The sequence below is a fragment of the Aliiruegeria haliotis genome, from assembly GCF_003003255.1.
GTDB lineage: Bacteria > Pseudomonadota > Alphaproteobacteria > Rhodobacterales > Rhodobacteraceae > Tropicimonas > Tropicimonas haliotis.
Window position 1 is genome coordinate 38380 of record NZ_PVTD01000014.1, and the last position, 19645, is coordinate 58024.

General features: G+C 64.1%; 18 protein-coding genes and 1 pseudogene. 6 read left to right on the top strand and 13 right to left on the bottom strand.

Going from position 1 to position 19645, the window contains the following annotated elements; all coding sequences use genetic code 11:
- Positions 1-66: 66 nt before the first annotated feature.
- Positions 67-1293: a winged helix-turn-helix domain-containing protein gene (locus CLV78_RS21575; RefSeq protein ID WP_342751844.1), complete on the bottom strand. Its 1227-nt coding sequence runs from the start codon at positions 1291-1293 to the stop codon at positions 67-69.
- A gap of 175 nt (positions 1294-1468) precedes the next feature.
- On the opposite strand from CLV78_RS21575, the gene CLV78_RS21580 reads away from it, so the two are divergent.
- Complete coding sequence (locus tag CLV78_RS21580) at positions 1469-1672, top strand: hypothetical protein (RefSeq protein ID WP_106207910.1); 204 nt, start codon at positions 1469-1471, stop codon at positions 1670-1672.
- A 106-nt stretch (positions 1673-1778) separates the two neighbouring features.
- Here CLV78_RS21580 and CLV78_RS21585 read toward each other — a convergent pair whose 3' ends face one another.
- Positions 1779-2162: a c-type cytochrome gene (locus CLV78_RS21585; RefSeq protein ID WP_106207912.1), complete on the bottom strand. Its 384-nt coding sequence runs from the start codon at positions 2160-2162 to the stop codon at positions 1779-1781.
- 469 nt (positions 2163-2631) lie between these two features.
- On the opposite strand from CLV78_RS21585, the gene CLV78_RS21590 reads away from it, so the two are divergent.
- The gene (locus CLV78_RS21590) at positions 2632-3204 is read left to right on the top strand and encodes a hypothetical protein (RefSeq protein WP_106207914.1); all 573 of its coding nucleotides are present in this window, start codon (positions 2632-2634) and stop codon (positions 3202-3204) included.
- 34 nt (positions 3205-3238) lie between these two features.
- On the opposite strand, the pseudogene CLV78_RS21595 reads toward CLV78_RS21590, so the two are convergent.
- From CLV78_RS21595 to CLV78_RS21610, 4 genes and pseudogenes are all read right to left on the bottom strand, one after another.
- Positions 3239-3994, bottom strand: a pseudogene (locus CLV78_RS21595) (TSUP family transporter).
- Positions 3987-4865, bottom strand: a complete 879-nt coding sequence (serB, locus tag CLV78_RS21600) for a phosphoserine phosphatase SerB (RefSeq protein WP_106207916.1) — start codon at positions 4863-4865, stop codon at positions 3987-3989. The pseudogene CLV78_RS21595 and the gene serB overlap by 8 nt, the downstream one beginning before the upstream one ends.
- A 92-nt stretch (positions 4866-4957) precedes the next feature.
- Positions 4958-9697: a translocation/assembly module TamB domain-containing protein gene (locus CLV78_RS21605; RefSeq protein ID WP_106207918.1), complete on the bottom strand. Its 4740-nt coding sequence runs from the start codon at positions 9695-9697 to the stop codon at positions 4958-4960.
- On the bottom strand, positions 9697-11583 hold the full coding sequence (locus CLV78_RS21610) for an autotransporter assembly complex protein TamA (protein ID WP_106207920.1): 1887 nt from the start codon (positions 11581-11583) through the stop codon (positions 9697-9699). Before CLV78_RS21610 ends, CLV78_RS21605 begins: the two co-directional genes overlap by 1 nt.
- 706 nt (positions 11584-12289) lie before the next feature.
- Between CLV78_RS21610 and CLV78_RS21615 the strand changes: the two genes are divergently transcribed.
- Entirely contained in the window at positions 12290-12907 is a 618-nt protein-coding gene (locus CLV78_RS21615) for an SOS response-associated peptidase (protein ID WP_106207922.1), read from the top strand.
- A 153-nt stretch (positions 12908-13060) separates the two neighbouring features.
- Positions 13061-13699 carry a ParA family partition ATPase gene (parA, locus tag CLV78_RS21620; protein WP_106207924.1) on the top strand — a complete coding sequence of 213 codons (639 nt, stop codon included), beginning with the start codon at positions 13061-13063 and terminating at the stop codon, positions 13697-13699.
- A gap of 9 nt (positions 13700-13708) precedes the next feature.
- On the opposite strand, the gene CLV78_RS21625 is transcribed toward parA, so the two are convergent.
- Complete coding sequence (locus CLV78_RS21625) at positions 13709-14098, bottom strand: META domain-containing protein (RefSeq protein WP_158263630.1); 390 nt, start codon at positions 14096-14098, stop codon at positions 13709-13711.
- 146 nt (positions 14099-14244) lie between these two features.
- Between CLV78_RS21625 and CLV78_RS21630 the strand changes: the two genes are divergently transcribed.
- Positions 14245-14865 (top strand): NUDIX hydrolase, encoded by a 621-nt coding sequence (locus CLV78_RS21630; protein WP_106207928.1) that lies wholly within the window; start codon positions 14245-14247, stop codon positions 14863-14865.
- Here the strand turns inward: CLV78_RS21630 and CLV78_RS21635 are convergent.
- On the bottom strand, positions 14862-15710 hold the full coding sequence (locus CLV78_RS21635; protein ID WP_106207966.1) for an SDR family oxidoreductase: 849 nt from the start codon (positions 15708-15710) through the stop codon (positions 14862-14864). The genes CLV78_RS21630 and CLV78_RS21635 overlap by 4 nt on opposite strands.
- Positions 15711-15848: 138 nt before the next feature.
- On the opposite strand from CLV78_RS21635, the gene CLV78_RS21640 reads away from it, so the two are divergent.
- Positions 15849-16454: a TetR/AcrR family transcriptional regulator gene (locus CLV78_RS21640; protein WP_106207930.1), complete on the top strand. Its 606-nt coding sequence runs from the start codon at positions 15849-15851 to the stop codon at positions 16452-16454.
- Here the strand turns inward: CLV78_RS21640 and rnhA are convergent.
- The 5 genes from rnhA to ispH are packed head-to-tail and all read right to left on the bottom strand — an operon-like array spanning position 16451 to position 19543.
- Positions 16451-16903 (bottom strand): ribonuclease HI, encoded by a 453-nt coding sequence (rnhA, locus tag CLV78_RS21645; RefSeq protein WP_106207932.1) that lies wholly within the window; start codon positions 16901-16903, stop codon positions 16451-16453. The genes CLV78_RS21640 and rnhA overlap by 4 nt on opposite strands.
- Before the next feature lie 15 nt (positions 16904-16918).
- A complete protein-coding gene (locus CLV78_RS21650; RefSeq protein WP_106207934.1) occupies positions 16919-17533 on the bottom strand; it encodes a class I SAM-dependent DNA methyltransferase in 615 nt (204 codons plus the stop codon).
- Complete coding sequence (locus CLV78_RS21655; protein ID WP_106207936.1) at positions 17533-17985, bottom strand: DUF3429 domain-containing protein; 453 nt, start codon at positions 17983-17985, stop codon at positions 17533-17535. Before CLV78_RS21655 ends, CLV78_RS21650 begins: the two co-directional genes overlap by 1 nt.
- The gene (locus CLV78_RS21660; RefSeq protein WP_106207938.1) at positions 17982-18596 is read right to left on the bottom strand and encodes a LysE family translocator; all 615 of its coding nucleotides are present in this window, start codon (positions 18594-18596) and stop codon (positions 17982-17984) included. The genes CLV78_RS21655 and CLV78_RS21660 overlap by 4 nt, the downstream gene beginning before the upstream one ends.
- Positions 18593-19543 (bottom strand): 4-hydroxy-3-methylbut-2-enyl diphosphate reductase, encoded by a 951-nt coding sequence (ispH, locus tag CLV78_RS21665; RefSeq protein WP_106207940.1) that lies wholly within the window; start codon positions 19541-19543, stop codon positions 18593-18595. Before ispH ends, CLV78_RS21660 begins: the two co-directional genes overlap by 4 nt.
- Positions 19544-19645 lie beyond the last annotated feature (102 nt).

Consider the following 19645-nt stretch of genomic DNA (forward strand, 5'->3'; position numbering starts at 1 on the left):
CAAATGCTCATTTGCGTAGGCTGCGACTGACGTTCCGGCGAAGGAGGCATCGCGGCCATCCACACCCTAGTTGACCCATTCGACGCGGGCCAGCCCCACAAATCGGGCCATCCGGTCAAGTTCCGCCCGCAGTTTCTCACGCCGGGCAGCGGACCATGCGATGCCCGGTTCCTCCCAGAGGTTCAACACCATCAGAACCGAGGCCTTGCGATCCGCCTTGACCTCGATCCGCCCGACAAACCGGTGCCCTTCCAGCAGCGGGAACACGTAGTAGCCCCAGATCCGCCGGGCGGCGGGGACGAACATTTCCACCCTGTAGTCAAAGCCGAAAAATCTCTGCAGGCGCTGGCGATCACGGATCACCGGATCAAAAGGGTTCAGGATGCGCAGGCGGGAGGTCGGGGTTCCGGCGGCCTCAATCCGTGTCTCGATATCGGCGGGCGCAATGGCTTTCACCCATCCGCGCTGCGCGGTCTCGATCTCGACCGGCCGCAGGGACTCCATCGCGCCTTCGACCCAGGTCTTCGCCTCGTCAAGGCTGACGGCATCCCAGAATCGCTGGATATCGCCCGGGGATCCGAACCCCATCCGATCCAGGGCCGCCCGGCAAAGCCAGTCCACCTGTTCTTCATCGGATAGTCGCGCCGTGCGGAGAGCTTCGGGAAAGACGCGTTCCGCAAGATCATAGTACTTCGTGAAGTTGACGCGGTGGCAGGTGGCAAGGTCTCCGCAATACCACATGTAGTCGAGCGCCAGCTTGTGCGGCGGGCGCGACCACATCTCCCGCTTGCCCGTGACCTCGGTGTCGAAAGCCTTGGTCGAAAGCGCGCCTTCTTGCCGGATGCGAGCCCGGATCGCGTCGCGACCCTCCCTGTCCAACATGCCGCGATACCAGTTGGAGCGATCGAGCTTGGCCCGCATCCGGTCGAACTGGCGCTGCCACATCGGCAGGAACTCCATCGGCAAGACGCTTGCGTCATGGGTGAAGTGTTCGAACACACCCCGGTCCCGGGCGAGCAGACGGTCCAGCATCGGTTCCCGGTAGTTTTGGTTCCGGCTCCACAGAATGTGGTGGTGGGCACGCGAGACGACCTGGATGGAGTCCAACTGGACGAACCCCAACTGCCGTATGATACCGGCCACATCAAGCGGCCCGGTCGGCGTCTGGCTCAACCCCTGTGACGAGAGCCAAAGGTGGCGTGCGTCCCGATTTCCGATCCGTAGTACCTGCACCCGCATCACCTCACCGTTGCCAGAAACTTCAATGAACGGTGTCGCTCTCGGAATGTCCAATCCGTTTCCTGCTGCTCCGTCGATGCTGTGCACGCAGGACCCATGTCTGTCGGGCATGAGGGAAATCTTGATATTGGGCGTTTCGGCAGCGTTTTTGTGGTGGTATTACCGCGAGAATCCCCGGGAGACGCGACTCCCGGCCCCAAGAGCCAGAAATCGAGCACTGAGGAAAGAAATGTCTGTCAGCTCCGACGCAATCACACGAATCCACCAGATCACCGCGGAGCTTGAAAAGGCTCGCGAGGAAGTCAGTGGATCGCTCGCCACCCCCGCCTGCGATGGTGGCGCCAAGGATATCGAGCGCAGCCGGCTCGAAGACCTGCACCGGCGGGTAACGGGAGCGCTCTCGGCGCTGCATGGCGAGGCCCGCGACTACTGAGCGGCTCCTCCCGCGGTTGTTCTCCGAGCAATCGCGCGGTCTGAAACCCAAAGAAAAGGGCCACCCGGATCACCGGGCGGCCCTTCTTTTTTCTATGGTTCGGATCTTACTCGAAGGTGCTCAGGTACGCGATGACGTTCGCGATGTCCTCTTCCTTCTTGAGCCCGGCAAACGACATCTTGCCTTTCGGGATCACGTCTTTCGGCTTGGTGAGGTAGGCAGCGAGAGTTTCGTTGTCCCAGGTCAGGCCACCCTCGGCCAGTTCCAGAAGGTTGGCGGAGTACTTGAAGCCCTCGACCTTGCCAGCTGGTGCACCGATGATGCCATTCAGCATAGGCCCAACCTTGTTCTTCGCTTTCTCACCGACCGCGTGGCAAGCCTTGCACTTGTTGAAAACCTTCTTGCCGGCGTCCGCATCCCCTTCGGCGAAAGCGGGCGCCGCGAGCGTCACACCAAGGGCGGTGACAAGGCAGGTCAGAACAGTCTTCATTGGATTTCCTTTCATTTCAGATGGAGGTTCTCACGCAAAGGTGACGCTCAATCAGGAGCCACCGCCCTGCGCTCGTTTGTGGAGCGTGAAACCGGGCCGCCTGTTCCGACGCCTCGCGCGGAACGTGTGTCGCGTTGGTTCTGCGATTCTGCCCGGGGCTTCATGCATATCTCGTGGCACCGACATGGCTGTCGGACTTGCTGGAGGATCGTTTCGCGTGGAACACTAGCATGATTCCCGAGGATGGCCATTGCGGATTGCGGCCCGGGACCAAGCCGCGACGGAAGAAACGGACATTCGCTCCCGACCTGATCACTTGGGTCCGCGGCAAGAATGAAGCCAACGGTCACCGCCGTGGCAAACGGGGGGGGGCGCTTTGGCGGGGCCGGGTTATTCGAAGGGATGCGGACCTTTTCATGGCAGGGCATGGAGCCGCTGCAAACCTGCTCCGCAGATTGAGAGGCACGGCATGAGAGCCCATGAGAAAACGTCCCTACGCCGCGTCGGCGGTCTGGCAGTGCTCGCTTTTCTGGTGCTCCACCTCGGTCTGTCGATGGCCTGGTGGCATGCTCTGGCGCTTACCGCTGTTGCCGGCCTCGCTACCATACGGTTGACCCGGCGCAGAATTCCTCGCGGGGCACAGGACGAGCACGGCCATATCCGGGCGGAGGCTAAACTCAAGGACGCCGCCGACCGGTTGGCGACCGCCACACGCAAGGCCCCTCTGGCGACCGCCGGCGAGATCTCCCGACTGGCGACGGGCCTCACCTCAATTCGCCGCGCGGTGCTTGCCGATCCCGGGATTGGCGACGCCTTGCACGGTTTTATCGCGGCAGCCTTGCCCGGCATCGTCACAATGGTGGAGACCTACGTGGCCTTTTCCGCGCGGATCGGTGGCGACAGCGACGTGCCACTACACGATCTGGCCGGTCGGATCCGCATGTCCGCCACTCTTGTGGGACGTCTTGAAGGTGCCTGCCTCAGGAACGACCTGAGTGAAGTTGCTGCACTGTCGAGCCAGGCCGGCGCGGCATACACTTGACACGGCACTGAGGGCTTGGCCGGGCAAGTCACGGCTAGGCAGCCGTCAGCAACCGCAACGCAAGGATCAGTGAGACACCGATCAATAGCGGCTTGATCAGGTTCGCCCCCTTGCGCATCGCCAGTTGCGCGCCGGTACGGGCCCCGACAACCTGCGCGGCGGCCATGAAGAGCCCCGTAATCCACCAGATTTCTCCGAACTAGGCGAAGAACACCAGGGCGCCAAGGTTGGAGGCAAGGTTCAGGAGCTTGGTATGGGCCGTGGCTTTCAGGATGCCCTGCCCGGCCAGCACAACGAAGGCCAGCATGAAAAAACTTCCCGTTCCCGGACCAAGCAGACCGTCGTAAAAAGCGACCGCAGGAACCGCCGTAAGCGTGAAGACCAGCGGCGCGACCCGCGCATGGCGATCGAGATCGCTGAGTCCCGGACGCAGGGCAAAGAACACGGCGATGGCGATCAGGAGCCAGGGCAGGATATCCCGCACGCCCTCGGTTGGCAGCCGGGTGATCAGCATTGCACCAGCCATCGACGCAAAAAAGGCCAGCAGCGCGGCCCAGCGTTGGCTCCATGGGTTCACATGTCCCGCCCGGGCATAGGATACCGCCGCCGTCGCCGCCCCGAAGGCGCCCTGAAGCTTGTTGGTGCTGAGCGCCTCGACAGGCGATGCCCCCGCCATGAGCATTACCGGAAGCGCGATCAGACCACCGCCACCGGCAATTGAATCCACGAAACCGGCCGCGAAGGCCGCGAGGATCAGGAGCGCGAGAAGCTCGACAGAGACCTCAAGCACCGACGAAATCGTCCGACGAATAGCCTTGCAGGAACAAGAGCGCGGTCAGGTCGCCATGGTTGACCCGGATATCGCATTGGGCCGCGACGCTGGGCTTGGCGTGCAACGCGACCCCGGCCCCGGCCAAGTCCAGCATTCCGAGGTCATTTGCCCCATCGCCCACGGCCAGCACGTCTGCCGGGGTGATGCCGAGCCGTGCGGTGATCTCTTGCAACGCCGCCACCTTCGCCTCACGCCCAAGGATAGGATCCGCAGCGCGCCCGGTCAGGGCGCCATCTTCGCTCAGCAGCGTGTTCGCCCGGTGCTCGTCAAAACCCAGTTCCTCTGCGACCGAGGTCGTGAACGCCGTGAACCCACCGGAGACCAGTGCCGCGTAGCCGCCATTGGCCTTCATCGTGGCAATCAGTTGCTTGCCACCGGGAGTGCAGGTGATGCGCTCTGCCAGGACCTTGTCGATCACGTCGACAGGCAAGCCCTTCAGCAGGCCGACCCGCTCCCGCAGGGCGCCCTCGAAATCCAGCTCCCCGTTCATGGCACGGGCAGTAATCTCCTTCACCCGAGCACCGACTCCGGCCTCGTCCGCCAATTCGTCGATACATTCCTGCCCAATCATCGTGCTGTCCATGTCGGCCAGCAGCATTGCCTTCTTCCGCCCGGCCGATGGCTGCACCACGAGATCGACGCCCATCGCCTGCATGTCGTCCCAGACCTGCCAGCGGTCGGACGGCACCTCCGCCACGTCGAACTCCGCCGCGACATCCGGCATCAGCCATTGGGCATCGCCTCCGCCCCAGGCGTTGCGAAGAGCCTCCACCGCTGCGGCTTCGAGGCGGGGCGTTGCTGGATTGGTGAGGAGCGTGACGACGTACATGGGGCCTCCGGGCGCGGATTGGTCGGGGCGCTTGAAACAGGCGGGGCGGGCCTTTGCAAGCCCGCCCCATGTCTGTCGATCGGAATCGCGGCCTAGTAGTCGCGCTCGAAATAGATACCGATGGAACTGTCGCCCTTTGAATCGGCGGTCCCTTTCACCGTGAAGTTCTTCGACACATCGACATTGACGTCGAACTCGGTATCTCCGTCGCTGCCTGCAACGAATTCCGTATAGATATTGTCGCTGATGTACTTGCCCGCCCGCACCTCGGTTTCGCCGTCATCCGTGGTGGCCAGGTCCAGATCGTCGAGGCCGAGGCCCTGGCGCACGCCCCCCAGAAGGCCCGGGCCGCCCTTGCCCGCAAGTGTCGCCAGCGCACTCGCCATCTGCACGGCCTGCAAGGCCGAAAGGTCGGTCACGCTCTTGCCGAAGAGGAAGCGCGCCAGCACCTCATCATCCGGCAGATCCGGAACAGACGCCAGGTCGAATTTGGGGTCATCCACCGGCCCGGTAATCCTGGCAAGAAACTCGAACTCGTTGCGTTTGGAGGTGGCTGTCAGGTCAAGATAGGGCTGCAACCCGCCGGCCATGGAGACGGTGCCATCATCCATCTCCAGCCGCTGCCCGAGGATATCGAGACGGCCACGGATCACTTCGACCTCTCCCACCGGGTTGGGGTTGGCCGTGGTGCCGGTGACGACGACGGTGCCGCCAAGCTCGGTGTCGAGCCCACGGCCGCGGATGAAGATCTGCTCCGGAGCACTGACGATGATGTCGAGCCCATAGACCGGCCCACCGACACCTCCGCCACCTCCACCTTCGGCGTTCTTCTTCTCGTCTTCGACCAACCCAGCCCGTTCACGGGTAAGGTGTACGGCCCCCGGCTCGTTGATGTGGCGCATGTTGGGGATCGCCCCCCCGAAACCAAGCCCGCCGTCGGGGACGCGGATCTCCGTCCGACCGACGTTGATCTTGCCCTCGACATTCGCGCCCCCAAGGAGCGGTCCGACGATCGTGGCACCACCGCTGAGAGAGGTCCGGTAGAGCAGAGGATCGGTCAGCACGAAATCGTCGAGCGACGCGGTGAGGTCGGCATTGAAACCTCCGGCAAGCTGTACGGTGCCGTTGGCGCCCACACTGCCGCCCGCCGGACCGTTGGCGGAGACATCGAGCTGCACATTCTCACCGTTCAATCCGACCTGCACGGTAATCCCGTTCAGAGTCTGTTGAAACTCCGGCAAGCTGAGTTGGGCACCGTTCACGGACACTGTGCCGTTCACGGCCTGGAGGGATGGCGCTCCGTTCACGGAGATATCGAAATTCGCCGTTCCAAGGATCGAGTTCGGCGCGAGAGCGCGGTTCGCCAGCCCCAGCGGTGCCGCGCCCGCAGCCTGTACGTTCACAGTCGAGAAATCGGCTGCAACTGTTCCGCTCACGTTGCTGGACACGCCCTGCGGGCCGTTGGTCGCCAGTTCAAGCGCATAGCCGTCCGCCTGTTGAGCAACCGAACCGGAGGCATTGAAACTGCCGCTCACGCCCGGGGCAAAGGGCGACACCGACGGGATGGAGACGGTCAGATCGACGGCCGTATTGTCCACCCCGACCGTTCCGGCGATCTGCGCGGTGCTGTCATAGGGCCCGCCTGCGTCAAGATCGACGTCCCAGGGGCCCTCCCCGGCTTCCGCCGCCGTCCCCTTGAGCGAAACAGGGCCGGTCAGGCCGGGTGCAACCGGAGCGATATCGGGCAGGCTCGCCTCGAATTGCAGTGCGCTCTTGCCGCCGCCATAGGTGCCGCCCGCAGTGATCGCGCTGGAATAGGGTCCCTTGGCATCGACATCGAGCCCCCAGCTGCCATCCTCGGCCTGCCTGGCACTCGCCGCAGCCGAAACGCTGCCCCTGTGCCCGGGCACCAGCGGCGCAATGTCGGGCACCGCGATGTTCAGCGCCACGTCGGTGCCTGTTGCGCCAACGGCACCAGCCACGTCCGCCTCGGCGCCGTAAGGGCCGTCGACATCCAGGTCGACATCCCAGCGGCCATCGCCGATCTCCGATGCGGTCCCCTTGGCGTCCAGTGGCCCCCTTAGCTGGGGCACGAGCGGCGAGAGGTCGGGCACCGAGATATCCAGCACCAGATCGCTCTTGCCGCCGCCAACCACACCGTCAACGGTCGCGGCACCATCGAGGGGACCGCCCGCGTCGAAGTCGATTTTCCAGAGGCCGTCGCCATTGTCGATCGCCGTTCCCTCGGCCTTGAATGGTCCGGTGAGGCCGGGAACGAGCGGCGAGACATCGGGCAACCCCGCGCTCAGCGTCACTTCGCCGGGACCGCCGCCCATGGAGCCATCAAGGTCCAGCGCCGCGTCGTAGGGTCCTGTGCCATCCAGCATGAACTGCCAGGCACCGGCGTCTCCCTGTGCGACATTTCCTTGCAGGTCTACCGCCCCGGTGTGGCCCGGCACAAGCGGGGCGATGTCCGGCAGGGACAGTGCAAGGGCCACGTCGGTGGCGTTTGGCGCGTAGACGCCCTCCACGTTCGCGGCAACATCATAGGGTCCGTCGGCATCGAGATCCAAGGACCATGCTCCGGCCTCAGCTTCGGCCGCGGTGCCCACGATCTTCACCGACCCCTCATGGCCGGGCACCAGTGGCGATATATCGGGAAGCGCCACGTCGAGCGCCAGATCAGAGGCTCCCGCGCCATAGATCCCTTCGACCGCCGCCGTGAGCTCATAGGGTCCGAGCACATCGAGATCCAAAGCCCACTTTCCGGTTTCGTCCGTCTCCGCCGCTGTGCCGGTGACCTTCACCGGGCCTTCGTGACCCTCCACGAGCGGAGATATGTCCGGCATGGCGAGGTCCAGCGCGACATCGCTTTCTCCGGGCTTCACGCGACCGGAGACATTGCCGGACAGATCGTAGGGGCCGTCAAGATCGACACCGACGTTCCAATCTCCCGGCGCCTGCTCTCGCGCCTGTCCTTCTATGGTCAGCGCGCCTTCGTGGCCAGGCATCACCAGCCCGACATCCGTCAGAGCAGCCTTCAGAGCGAGGTCGGAGGTCCCTCCGCCGACCCGACCTTCGGCATCGGCTGTCACGCCCTTGCTTCGCAACTCGAACGTGTCAAGCACGGTGCCCTCGGTGTCCCGCCGCACAGCCGTATGCACGGTCACCGGATCGGCGAGCAACCGGTCGGCTGTCTCCTGACCGATCGACAGGCCCTGCCCCTCAAGGTTGAGAGAGATCGCGAAGATCCCACCCAGTGGATCCCCCCGGCCAAAAAGGTCCGCGGTCACTTCACCGGTCAGGTCCTGGCCCGAAATTGCCGAGAACCGGGACAGGTCACGAGCTTGCACACGCCCCTCGCCGGAAACCTTCACACTGCGGTCCTGAATCCGGACATCGCCCAGAACCGACACGCCGTAGTCGGCGCCATCGGCATAGAGGCGCGTGATCTCCAGCGCACCGCCCTGTTGCCAGCCCAGCGCAACACCACCGGACACCGCATCGCCCACCGCCTGCGTCATCGCATCGTCGGCCAGCGCCAGCCCATCCACATCGAATATCAGGTCGGCGGTGATCGCGGCTCCACCTTCGGTCTTGATCATGCCGACGCCGTTCAATGCCACGGTTTCGGCCTCGAAACCTTCCATCTGGGGCGCCTCGACCACGGCATCGAGCGTCCATTGTTCGCCCTGGCTCGCATCGAACGCGGCATCGAGTGTAACCTTCTGCAGGAAGCTGCCCGGCCCCGAGACCGGCAGACGCACCGGCGCGCCACTCGGATCGGCCAACTCGCCGTTCAGGGCAAAAGCCGTGGGCAGGCCATCGGCGCCGAGACTCAGGTTGCCGTCCAGCGACAGGCTCTCTGCCGCGATGGTCAGTTCCGGCAGCTCCAGCGCCCCATCGGCGGCGCGCGACCCACTGGTCTTCAGCCGGATGTCCTCGCCAAAGAAGTCGTGAAACTCCGGTGGCAGCATCGGCGTGATGTCCCCGCCGATCTCCGCCGCGAAATCCGTTGCGCCCTCGCCCGAACCCTTCAACGTGACCCGGCCGGTCACCCGGTCTTCGCCATCGGTGCGCAGCCCGATATCCGCTGCGAAATCCGACAGCGGACCCTGGCCTTCGATATCGAGGCCGAGCGACGGGTTGCCGGGCACATTGATCAGCGAGGAAACCAGCCCTCCCGGCTCTTCCTCCAACTCGACATCCAGCGCAAGGACCCGGGTGTCGTTGACGAAGCTACCGACGATCGCGATTCGGTCGTCTGGGCCGTCGGTTCGCACCGTGCGTAGCTCCACGTTGCCCTCCCCACCGGCGAGGATCACCGTGCCATCCAGCTCGAGTTCGGCCGCCTGGCCCAACACCGCTTCGCCAAGCTCGGCGCGTTCGATGGCAAACTTGTTCACCCTGATCGCAACGGGAAGTTCCGGAAGCGAGAAACCGGTCGCCTCGGCCTTCGGCGCCTTTGGGGCGTCCTCGGCCTCAGGGTCGGAAATGGGCAGCCGCGCAACGATCAATTCGCCCGCCGACAACTCCTCGACCGAAAGGTTGCCGCGCAGCATGGCCGCGCGGTTCCAGTCCAACACGACATCGCGCAGCGTCAGCCAGACGCCCTCGCTGTCGGCGATGGTCATCTCCTGCATGGTCGCATTGCCCGCGAGCAGGCCTTCGAACCCGGTGATGTTCACCTCTCGCCCGCCACCAGAGAGCGAATCCTGCAAGAAGCGCTGAATCATGCCGCCACCGTCATCCTGCGCGGCGACCGGCGTACCAAGCGGAACAAGCGCAGTTGTCAGGGTGGCAAGAAAGGCAACAGAGCGAAGCGTTTGCATTAGAATGCCTGTCCGATCCCGATGTAGAGTTGAACCTTCTCGGCGTCGTCAGGACCGCCGTCGACAGGGGTGGCGATGTCGACCCGGATCGGCCCGAAACCCGTCTTGTAGCGCACACCGATGCCCGCACCGCTCATCCAGCGGCCCGAACCGTCATAGAATTCCTCGGCGCCGACATAGCCCGCGTCGTAGAAACCGACGACGCCAAGGTTGCCACGCACATAGCTGCGGACTTCGCCCGACAGGGCAACGTAGGACCGGCCGCCGATGATCGTTCCGTCGATCTCTCCGGTTCCGAGCGACTGGTAGGGCTGACCGCGAACCGAGCCGCCGCCACCGGCGAAGAACAGGTAGTCCTGCGGCGCGTCCGGGATCTCGGGTCCGAACAGGCTGCCATATTGAACCCGGGCCGCCAGGACCGTGTTCCGCGCCTCACCAAGGCCGTAATAGTACCGCCCGTCGATTTCCAGCAATCCGCCGGTTTCCATGTTCTCGATGCCGGTAAACGGCCGGAGTTCGGTGTCGAGGTAGAAGCCCTTGGTGGCATCGAACTCGTCGTCCCGCTTGTCCCATTCCAGCGCGAACGGAAAGGAGACCATCGAATACTCACGTTCGCCGAAGGCATCCTCTACTTCGGAGGCGCGGAAATCGATGCCTGCGGCGAGTTCCAACTCATCGGAGATGTGCCAGGCAATACCCCCGCCGACCTCGACCGTGGTCGCAATGTACCCGGGTTCGTCCTCGTGTTCGATGTAACCACGCAACAGCGCATCCACGTCATGATGGAAGGTTGCCGGTCTGCGGAATAGGCCACCCACACGGTAGTCGACGCCATTGTTCTCCGCCGTGGTTCCGATATTCTCGATATCCAGTTCGAACCGCAGGTTTTCCGCCCCGCCGAACAGGTTGCGGTGCATCCAGTAGGCATTGATCCGCCCACCTTCCTGGCTGGAGATCTCGGCGCCGAAACCCAGTCTGCGCCGCTTCTCTTCCAGCACGTCGGTTTCGATGGTGATCTGATCGCCCGGACCGACCGCTTCGGCTTCTCTCATCGACACGGAACGGAAAGCGCCGGATCGGCGCAGGCGTTCCGCCGCATCGTTCAGCTCATCGGGGCTGAATGTCTCTCCGGTCGGCACGCCTGCTATGGCAACGATCCTTTCGGCCCGCACACGCTGGTTGCCGCGCACGACCATCTCTCCGAACCGGAGCTTTGGTCCCGGATCCACGGTCAGCCGCGACGCAATCGTCGACGTTGCGTGGTCGCCGACGATATCCTCGTCCGCCAGAAAGACCTTCGCATGTCCGGCGTCGCGCCAGGCGATGGCAGCGGTTTTTGCGGCGTCGCCGATCAGACCGGACTTGGCCACCTCCCCACGCTTGTATCCCTCCGGCAACTCGGTTTCCGGCGCCAGCGGCTTCACGCTCGCCTCGGAGAACTTGAACTCCGGCCCGGGCTGGACGGTGATCACGGCATTGCGGATCGTCGACGGCGGGCTCAGTGGCGAAATGTCGGCGGCTTCCCGGCCATCCAGTTTGACGCTGATCACGCCGCTGTAGCGCCCCTCCCCGTAGAGGACCGAGATCAGGCGCTTGTATTCGGCCCGTGCCGTGGCCAACGTGTCCGATGCATCAGGCGGCGGCGGAACTTCCCCGGGCTCGCGGCGCCACGGCGTGTACCATTTCGGCTGTGCGGCTTCGACCGCGGCGGTCCGCTCGTCCAGCGCCCTTTTCAGAAGCGACGAGTTCTCCAGCTTGGCCTTCAGCGCATCATCCACGCCGGGAGCGTTCAAGGTCACCGAGTCCAATGCAAACGCTGGACCGGCAGCGAGGCCGATAGCGGCAGCCGCGACAAGGCGCAGCAGGGGGGAAGCTGTATGTGACATCACCGCTATCACTAACTTGCGGCAGGATTGTTTCCAAACCTCGCCTCCGGCCCTTCGCGGCTTTGCGGGTGCGTTGTTACAACGACGCTACACTTGCATCGGACTTTCCTACGCACCCCTCCGATTGCGATCATCACGTCCCGCTTCGACGCGTTCCGGACCTCCGGCGTCTGACTGTCTATCCGGCGGCACCGATGGCTCCATTAAAATTTATATTTCTCAATAACTTGGCAAGATTCACGCCGATTCCACCCGCGCCAGATTCCCCTCTGGCGACCGGGGTTTTGCGCAGCGGGATGGGTGGATCGGCAATGTCTGGGCACTCTTCCGCCAAGCATGGGCTGAATCCCGCCGATTGGCATGGAGCGCCGGCGGCGGGCACTGTCCAGGAACGAGCAAGTGTTCGCGCCGAAACGGGCGCAGTCGGGCAGTGCGCCCGGGCGCGCGGAGATTGGCAACCCAGGCAACGGCATCCGTTAAGTTTTTTCCAGCGTGGAAACATGGGCCGGGAATCGGCGTCCGTTCTCCGGGTCTCAGCGACAAGTCCATTTCAGGCGCGGACACTCAAACTGCACGGACCCACGGCAATCACTGTCCCCGTCCACGCCTGTGTTGGCCACACGGTTCGCCGGTGTGTCTGGCAGAGTGTCCGAAGCGACCGCGTTACGGTCTCGCCAAGGCACCGTACCGGACGTAAGTTCGGGATATGCCCGGACGATTGTTTCTTTGCCGTGACCGCGCGGACCTGGCTGCGTCTTGCGGCGTGCCCAAGAGCGCGGTTCCCCACGTGCCAGCCCGCCGAAACATCGCCCCAGGGCAGGACGTGCTGGTCCTGACCGGAGACGCCATCGTTCCAATGCGTTGGGGGATCATCCCCGTCGGGCGGAAGAATGCACGCGGTCGCCCTGTGATGGAGACCATCGTAAACGCCCGGTCGGAAACCCTGTTTGACAAATCCGCCTTCGCGGGCACGGGGCGGGCGTTGCTGCTCGCGGACGGTTGGTACGAATGGACCGGAAAGCGCGGGCGCAAGACGCCATGGCGCATCCGCCCCCGCGACGGATCGTTACTCCCCTTCGCGGCCATCACGGATACGTGGATCGCCCCGGACAACCGGGAGGTCCACCAGGTGGCCCCGCTTACCTGCGCACCAAATGGCGATGTCGCCCCCTACCATGACCGCATGGGTGTGCTGCTTGCTACCGGGCACTGGCAGGTATGGCTGGATGCCCCGCCGGAGCAGGTCCGGGAGCTTTTTCGCCCCGCACCCGACGGGTCCATGCATATTGAGCCCGCGGACGACGTCGACTGGACCGCACCCTGAGACAGACGATGGACTTCCGGTTGGCGGCATCCGCGCCACCCGGCCGGAGCAAGGCTCGCAGACCTGTCCATTTGCCCCACCCCGGCCTATTGTGCGACCGCAGCATTTGCGCCACGATCCCGACAGCCAAGCATCAGAACCGGGGGGCTGACCATGGCCGGATACACATTGACCGTTGCGCAGCAAAAGGGCGGCTCCGGAAAGACCACCGTCGCCGTGAACCTTGCCGTACACCTTCTGGCGCAGGGGCACAGCGTTGCCGTGCTCGACACCGATCCGCAAGGCTCGCTCGGCCGCTGGTTCATGACCCGGCATGAAGCCACCGGCGGCGAACCGGGCATGGAGTTCTCGACCGCCTCCGCCTGGGGTGTTGGATATGAGTGCGACAAGCTGAAGAAAACCAATGACTTCGTGATCGTCGACACGCCCCCGAAGGCCGACAGCGACTTGCGGCCAGCGCTGCGGGAGGCCGACCTCGTGATTGTGCCGGTCTCTGCCAGCCAGCTCGATATCTGGGCGACGGAAGCCGTGCTCGAACTCGTGGACCGCACGCGCAGACCCGCACTGACGGTTCTCAACCGGGCCCGCGCCGGAACGCGCCTCGCAGGAGAGATCACCGACCAGATGGGTGACCTCGACGCTCCGGTCGCCGAAACCGTCCTTGGCAATCGCGTGGTCTATGCCGAAGCGCTCGGTCTGGGCTTTGGCGTCACCGAACGACAGCGGACGAGCGCCGCCGCCAGCGAAATTGCCGCGCTCGCGGAAGAAATCGTGGCACTTCTGGAGGCTTGAAGCGGGGTGTCAGTGCGATTGGGCGCGAAACACCATTTCCCGGCCCGTGTCGTCCGTCAAAATCAGCACCGGTCCGCTGACCTCGACAAGGTGCGCGGCTTGAAGGGCCTCCAGGTACCCTTGCTCCGCGGCCATGTCCGGGCACATCCTGCGGGTCGCGTTCGGCTGGGCAACCTCTATCCAGGGATAAACAAGGCTCTGGGCAGCGCTGAAGTCATTGCACGGACCCTGCCCGACCACGCGGCCGCGCTCGGGGAATCGGATGGTCGCAGGCCATTCAACCGGCGCGCCGTGCATCTCCTCCAACCGATACGTCGCCTCGCGATTCGCATAGCCCGATATCGTTTCGTCTGCACATCCGGCGACCAGCGCCACCCCCACCAGAACCGTGAACCGCATCCGCTCCTCCGCCGTGACACCCCAAGGGTCGTGTCCAGGGACGTCGGAGGCAAGCCAAAAAGGACAACGCATCCGCGCGCATGGACGACTTGCCTGCCCCCGCACAAGCTGCACCATGCACAACTGCGGAGCTTGAAGGATCTTTGATGGAAAACACCTGGCTTGCCCACGCCAAGCGCCTGCAGGCGCTCGCCGCAACCGGACTGCACTACAGCCGCGACCCGTTCGATATCGAACGGTTCGAGGAGATCGACGACATCGCACGCGACATGATTGCCCGGCTGGCCGATACGCCGGTGGAGCGCCTGTCGGGACTTCCCGAGCCGCAGGAAGGCTATGCCACGCCGAAGATCGACATTCGCGCCGCCGTGATCCGCAACGACCGGATCCTGCTGGTGCGGGAAAAGCGCGATGGCAAATGGACCATGCCTGGCGGCTTTGCCGACATCGGACTGACAGCGTCCGATTGCGCGGTAAAAGAGACCTGGGAGGAAGCCACCCTGCCTGTCCGGGTACTGAAGCTCTACGAGTTGCGCCACAGGGCGAAGCAACCCGGTGCCCCTGACTACCGTGATTTCTACAAGTTCTTCTTTCTGTGCGAGGCGGACGATGCAACCGAGCCCGCGCCCGGCCCCGAAACCTCCGGCGCCGCGTTCTATCTGCCGGACGCCCTTCCGGAGATGTCGCTGGGACGCTCCGGCCCGCAGGATGTGGACCGCGCATTCGTCCACTGGAGGGACCGGGACCGGCCCACGGACTGGGACTAGTCGCCGTTCACCATCTGCCTGAAGTGATCCGCAAGGTGCCGTTTTCCATGCCGCTCGCCCACCATGTCGGCCCCCATGGCGCTCAGGAAAAACCGCGCCGGTCCGCTGACATGTGCTGGCGTCACATAGGGCAGGATCGCCAAGACAGCCCGGCGCAGCCCGTCCGGCAAGCGGGTCAGCCGCATTGGTCGTTCGAGAGTGTCGAACGCGAGCCGGGCCAGTTCTTCGTGGGTGAAGACGTCTGGACCGCCCACGGGCAGTTCCACGCGCCCCGCCTCGATGGCGTCCGCTGCGGCGCTGGCGAGGTCCGCCCCATGGATCGGGTTCAGCCGTCGCTGGCCGTCGCCAAAGATCCAGACACGCCCGCCCCGTGCCATGTTCAGGAAATCCTCCATGTCGGAGAAAAACCCCGAAGGGCAGATCACGGTCGCGGCGATATCCGTCTGCCGGAGACGCTCGACAAAGGCCTGTTTTGCCTCGACCAGCGAGACGCCTCGCATTGTCTGTGCATTCAGAACATGTACGTAGGCAAAACGGCCCACGCCTGATGCGCATGCCGCATCCAACAGGTTGGCGTTGGCCTGGTAGTCCACGTCGCGATAGCTCAACCCGTCCCTTTGCCGCGTGATCCCCAGCGCAGAAACCACAAGGTCCGCACCCGCCATAACGCCGAGCGTCTCCGCCCGGGTTGGTTGCACTTCGACGAGCGTCCCGCCGAGACCACTCTTGGCGGCTTTCACCCTGTCCCGGACCAGCGCGCGGACCTGCCAACCCCGGTCAAGGTATTCCCGCACGAGATGCCGACCGAGGTATCCGGTCGCGCCGGCGATACAAACGGTTTTCACGGCAATATCCTTTTCTGACTGCTTGGTCATTTATAGCATTTTCGACTGCCCGGCCAATCAGGAAAATGACCACTGCGTCAGTGACCACTTGGTCAGGAATAACCGTTGCGCTACAATGCGCTGAAGGGAGCGAGATGCATGCCGAAGATCGTGGACAAGGAAAACATGAGGGGGCGTATCCTTGATGCCGCGCTGAAGGTCTTCGCCCGGACGGGATACCACGCTGCCACCATGGCAGATGTCGCGGCGGAACTGGGCGTCGCCAAGGGCACGCTCTATCTCTACTTCCGAAGCCGGGAAGCCCTGGCCGAAGCCATGGTAGAGCGGCACTTCAGCGATCTGGAGGCACGGATTTCAAACGACCCGCGATGCGAGACGTTGCAATCCTTCGCGGAACAGATCGCGCGCACGATGGATGTGCCTGCCGATCAGGCGCAGTTCGTGCCAATCTTCTTTGAGGTCTTTGGACCCAGTTTCGGCTCGGACGCCTTTGCGCAGAAGGTCGCGGCATTCTTCGAGCGTCTCGGCAAACACTACGCCGGACAGATCGCCCACCTTCAGGCCCGTGGCGAAGTCGGACCGGAGCATGACGCCGATCTGCTGGGGCGGGCACTGGCCAGCATGGTGGACGGAATGATCCTGCACAGGGGCCTGTTTGCCATCCCGGAGAACCGCAACAAGGGATTGATTGTCAGCGCCGTGGCCGCGCTGGTGCTGGGGCTGCGTCCGGAGACATCCGGCTAGCTCTTGAACGGCGCCATGCCCATTCGGGCCAGTTCGTCGGCACGCTCGTTCTCCGGGTGGCCGGCATGGCCCTTCACCCATTCCCATCGCACCTCGTGGCGCGCCTGCGCCGCGTCGAGGCGCTTCCACAACTCCTCGTTCTTCACCGGCTTCCTGGCGGCCGTCTTCCAGCCGTTCCGTTTCCAGCCGTGAATCCACCCCGTCACACCGTTCTTCACATAGGCGCTGTCGGTGACGACGGTGATCGTGCTGGACCTTTTCAGGCTCTCCAACGCATTGATTGCAGCGAGCAACTCCATGCGATTGTTGGTGGTCTGCGCCTCACCGCCACTGAGCTCCCGTTCTTTGACGACATCGTCCCCCTCCTTCGCCTGAAGGAGAGCGCCCCAGCCACCCGGGCCGGGATTCCCGGAGCAGGCTCCGTCGGTATAGGCATAGAGTTCGGTCATGACCGGGCGGATACGTCAGGTGGGGGCGACGGGCAAGGGGGAAGCCACCGCATGCAGGATGATCCAGGGATCGAGCTTGCCCGCGAAGCCTTTGTCCTCGCCGAACTCGCGCTCGAACACCTCGAAACCGGCAGCTTCAAGCATCCCGACGAGCTCCTCTTCGCCATAGTAGCTGTAAAACCGCCCGAGGCTGTCAGCGCCCTCCCCCTCACCGGACTTCATCGCAACCATGAAACGGCCGCCCGCCTTCAACGCTGTGCGGATCGCCGCCAGATGGCGGGGGAATGCCTTTCGCGGTGCATGCAGCAGGCTGAAATGCGCCCAGACACCGTCATAGATCTCGGCCCCGGTGATGTCATCGAAGGTGCCAACCCGCACCGAAACGCCGTAGCGTTCCAGCGCCAGAGCGGCCATGGCTTCGGATGCATCCAGCGCATCGGCTTTCAGACCACGCGCCATCATGCGCGCCGCGGCATTGCCCGGTCCACAGCCGAGGTCCAGAACCCGACCGCCTTCAGGCATGGCGTCGATGAATGCTTCCAGACGCGGATAGGGCTTGTCGCTCGTCAGCCTATCCGCATAGTCCGTTGCACCGGTGTCATAGACCTCGATTGTCTTGCGATCGGCCATCACCCGAACACCACAACGCCGAGGCAGAGCACCACGACCGCAGTCAGCGGAACCCTGAGTGTCATCCACCAGGAAGGCGCCAGACCGTTTCGCCAGAAGAACCAGTCGATCCCGAGCACGCCAAGGAAACCGGCGATCAGGTATCCGGCAGAACTCACCGGCCCCGTGCCCGTGAACAGGAATGCCCAGATTGCCGGGATCACGGAGAGAGCATAGCCAAGGCTCGCCACTTCGCCATCCGCCCGCGTTGCCATGCCCCACAGCACGCCCGACATGAAGGCGAGGATGATCGTACCGTAGTAAAGCAGGATGTAGGGCGCCACGAAGCGCGGCCCTGCGAGGCTCAATGTCAGGTCCTGCAACGCAGGCGAATACCGCGTGAGAACACCCCACAGGAAGGGGATGAGACCGGCCAGCCCCAGCAACAGCGCCGTTCGGGGAACCCCGGTCATGCCCGCTCCAGCGCCAGCCGTGCGCCAAGCGCGGCAAAGATTGCCGCGAAGGACCGATTGAACCAGCGCATCGCCCGCTCACTGGACAGGATCATGTCCCGTGCCGAGGCCGCGAAAGCCCCATAGAGCACGAAGACCGCGAAGGTCATGATCATGAACACAGCTCCCAGCAGCAACATCTCGGCCGTTGCGCTCTCTGGCGCGCCAGAAAGGAACGGCGGCAGAAGGGCAAGGAAGAAGATCGATAGCTTCGGGTTCAGGATATTGATCAATGCGCCCCGCCGGGTGATGGCCCAGGGCTCAGGTGCCTTGCGGTCGGCAGAGATCCGAAGCGCACCGCCCCCGCGCAGCGCCTGCCACGCCAGCCAGAGCAGGTAAGCCACACCGGCGAACTTGACCAACTGGAACAGCAGCGCCGAGGTATGCAGTACCGCAGCCAGCCCCAACACGGCCGCTGCAAGGTGAGGCACAATTCCGAAGGTGCAGCCCAGCGCGGCCCAGAAGGCCGCTCTCCGCCCCTGCCCCAACCCGATGGCCAGAGTGTAGACGACACCTGTGCCGGGCGCGACGACCACGACAAAGGCGGTCAACAGGAACTGGAGCGAGATCATGCCGGCACCCGCAGCACACGCGGCACCTTGAACTCCACCCGCTCCACGGCGGTCTCCACCTGCTCTACCTCCACGTCGAAGCGTTCGGAGAAAGCCTCGATGACCTCTCGCACCAGAACTTCAGGCGCCGATGCCCCGGCCGTGACACCGAGCGCCGAAATCCCCTCCAGCGCCCGCCAGTCGATGTCGCCGGCCCGTTGGACCAGTTGCGAATAGTCACATCCGGCCTTCGCCCCGACCTCGACCAGCCTGCGGGAGTTCGAGGAGTTCGGCGCCCCGATGACGAGGATCGCGTCCACCTTGGGCGCCATTGCCTTCACCGCCTCCTGACGATTGGTGGTCGCATAGCAAATGTCTTCCTTGTGGGGGCCGACAATCGCCGGGAACCGCGCCTTCAACGCGGCCACCACACCGGCCGTGTCGTCGATCGACAGCGTCGTCTGGGTGACATAGGCCAGCCGGTCAGGGTCCCGCACTTCGAGCCCCGGCACATCGTCGGTGGTCTCGACCAGCAAGACGTCACCGTCCGGCAATTGCCCCATCGTGCCGATGGTCTCCGGGTGGCCGGCGTGGCCGATCATCACGATCTGCAGCCCGTCGGCCGCATGACGCTCCGCTTCGATATGGACCTTTGAAACCAACGGGCAGGTCGCATCGACGTAGACCATTTCCCGCGCCTCCGCAGCAGCCGGAACGGATTTCGGCACGCCATGGGCGGAGAAGATCACCGGGCGGTCCGGCGGGCATTCATCAAGCTCCTCGACGAACACGGCGCCCATTTCGCGCAACCCATCCACGACAAACTTGTTGTGCACGATCTCATGGCGCACGAAAACCGGCGCGCCCCACTTTTCCAGCGCCATCTCCACGATCTTGATCGCCCTGTCGACGCCGGCACAGAAGCCGCGCGGCGCGGCAAGGTAGATTTTCAAAGGTGCTTTGCTCATCATCGGCCTCCGGGCCTCAGACCTAAGCCCCGCGGCTCCATGCGTCCAGCGCAGAAATGTGGCCTTTTGCGACCGACAAACCCACATTCACGGCCGCCAAAC

What these genes read in the sequence shown, in the direction of transcription:
- CLV78_RS21580 (WP_106207910.1), top strand. Translation starts at nt 1,469, where the DNA reads ATGTCTGTCAGCTCCGACGCAATCACACGAATCCACCAGATCACCGCG.
- CLV78_RS21585 (WP_106207912.1), bottom strand. Translation starts at nt 2,162, where the DNA reads ATGAAGACTGTTCTGACCTGCCTTGTCACCGCCCTTGGTGTGACGCTC.
- CLV78_RS21590 (WP_106207914.1), top strand. Translation starts at nt 2,632, where the DNA reads ATGAGAGCCCATGAGAAAACGTCCCTACGCCGCGTCGGCGGTCTGGCA.
- serB (WP_106207916.1), bottom strand. Translation starts at nt 4,865, where the DNA reads ATGTACGTCGTCACGCTCCTCACCAATCCAGCAACGCCCCGCCTCGAA.
- CLV78_RS21605 (WP_106207918.1), bottom strand. Translation starts at nt 9,697, where the DNA reads ATGCAAACGCTTCGCTCTGTTGCCTTTCTTGCCACCCTGACAACTGCG.
- CLV78_RS21610 (WP_106207920.1), bottom strand. Translation starts at nt 11,583, where the DNA reads ATGTCACATACAGCTTCCCCCCTGCTGCGCCTTGTCGCGGCTGCCGCT.
- CLV78_RS21615 (WP_106207922.1), top strand. Translation starts at nt 12,290, where the DNA reads ATGCCCGGACGATTGTTTCTTTGCCGTGACCGCGCGGACCTGGCTGCG.
- parA (WP_106207924.1), top strand. Translation starts at nt 13,061, where the DNA reads ATGGCCGGATACACATTGACCGTTGCGCAGCAAAAGGGCGGCTCCGGA.
- CLV78_RS21625 (WP_158263630.1), bottom strand. Translation starts at nt 14,098, where the DNA reads ATGCGGTTCACGGTTCTGGTGGGGGTGGCGCTGGTCGCCGGATGTGCA.
- CLV78_RS21630 (WP_106207928.1), top strand. Translation starts at nt 14,245, where the DNA reads ATGGAAAACACCTGGCTTGCCCACGCCAAGCGCCTGCAGGCGCTCGCC.
- CLV78_RS21640 (WP_106207930.1), top strand. Translation starts at nt 15,849, where the DNA reads ATGCCGAAGATCGTGGACAAGGAAAACATGAGGGGGCGTATCCTTGAT.
- rnhA (WP_106207932.1), bottom strand. Translation starts at nt 16,903, where the DNA reads ATGACCGAACTCTATGCCTATACCGACGGAGCCTGCTCCGGGAATCCC.
- CLV78_RS21650 (WP_106207934.1), bottom strand. Translation starts at nt 17,533, where the DNA reads ATGGCCGATCGCAAGACAATCGAGGTCTATGACACCGGTGCAACGGAC.
- CLV78_RS21655 (WP_106207936.1), bottom strand. Translation starts at nt 17,985, where the DNA reads ATGACCGGGGTTCCCCGAACGGCGCTGTTGCTGGGGCTGGCCGGTCTC.
- CLV78_RS21660 (WP_106207938.1), bottom strand. Translation starts at nt 18,596, where the DNA reads ATGATCTCGCTCCAGTTCCTGTTGACCGCCTTTGTCGTGGTCGTCGCG.
- ispH (WP_106207940.1), bottom strand. Translation starts at nt 19,543, where the DNA reads ATGAGCAAAGCACCTTTGAAAATCTACCTTGCCGCGCCGCGCGGCTTC.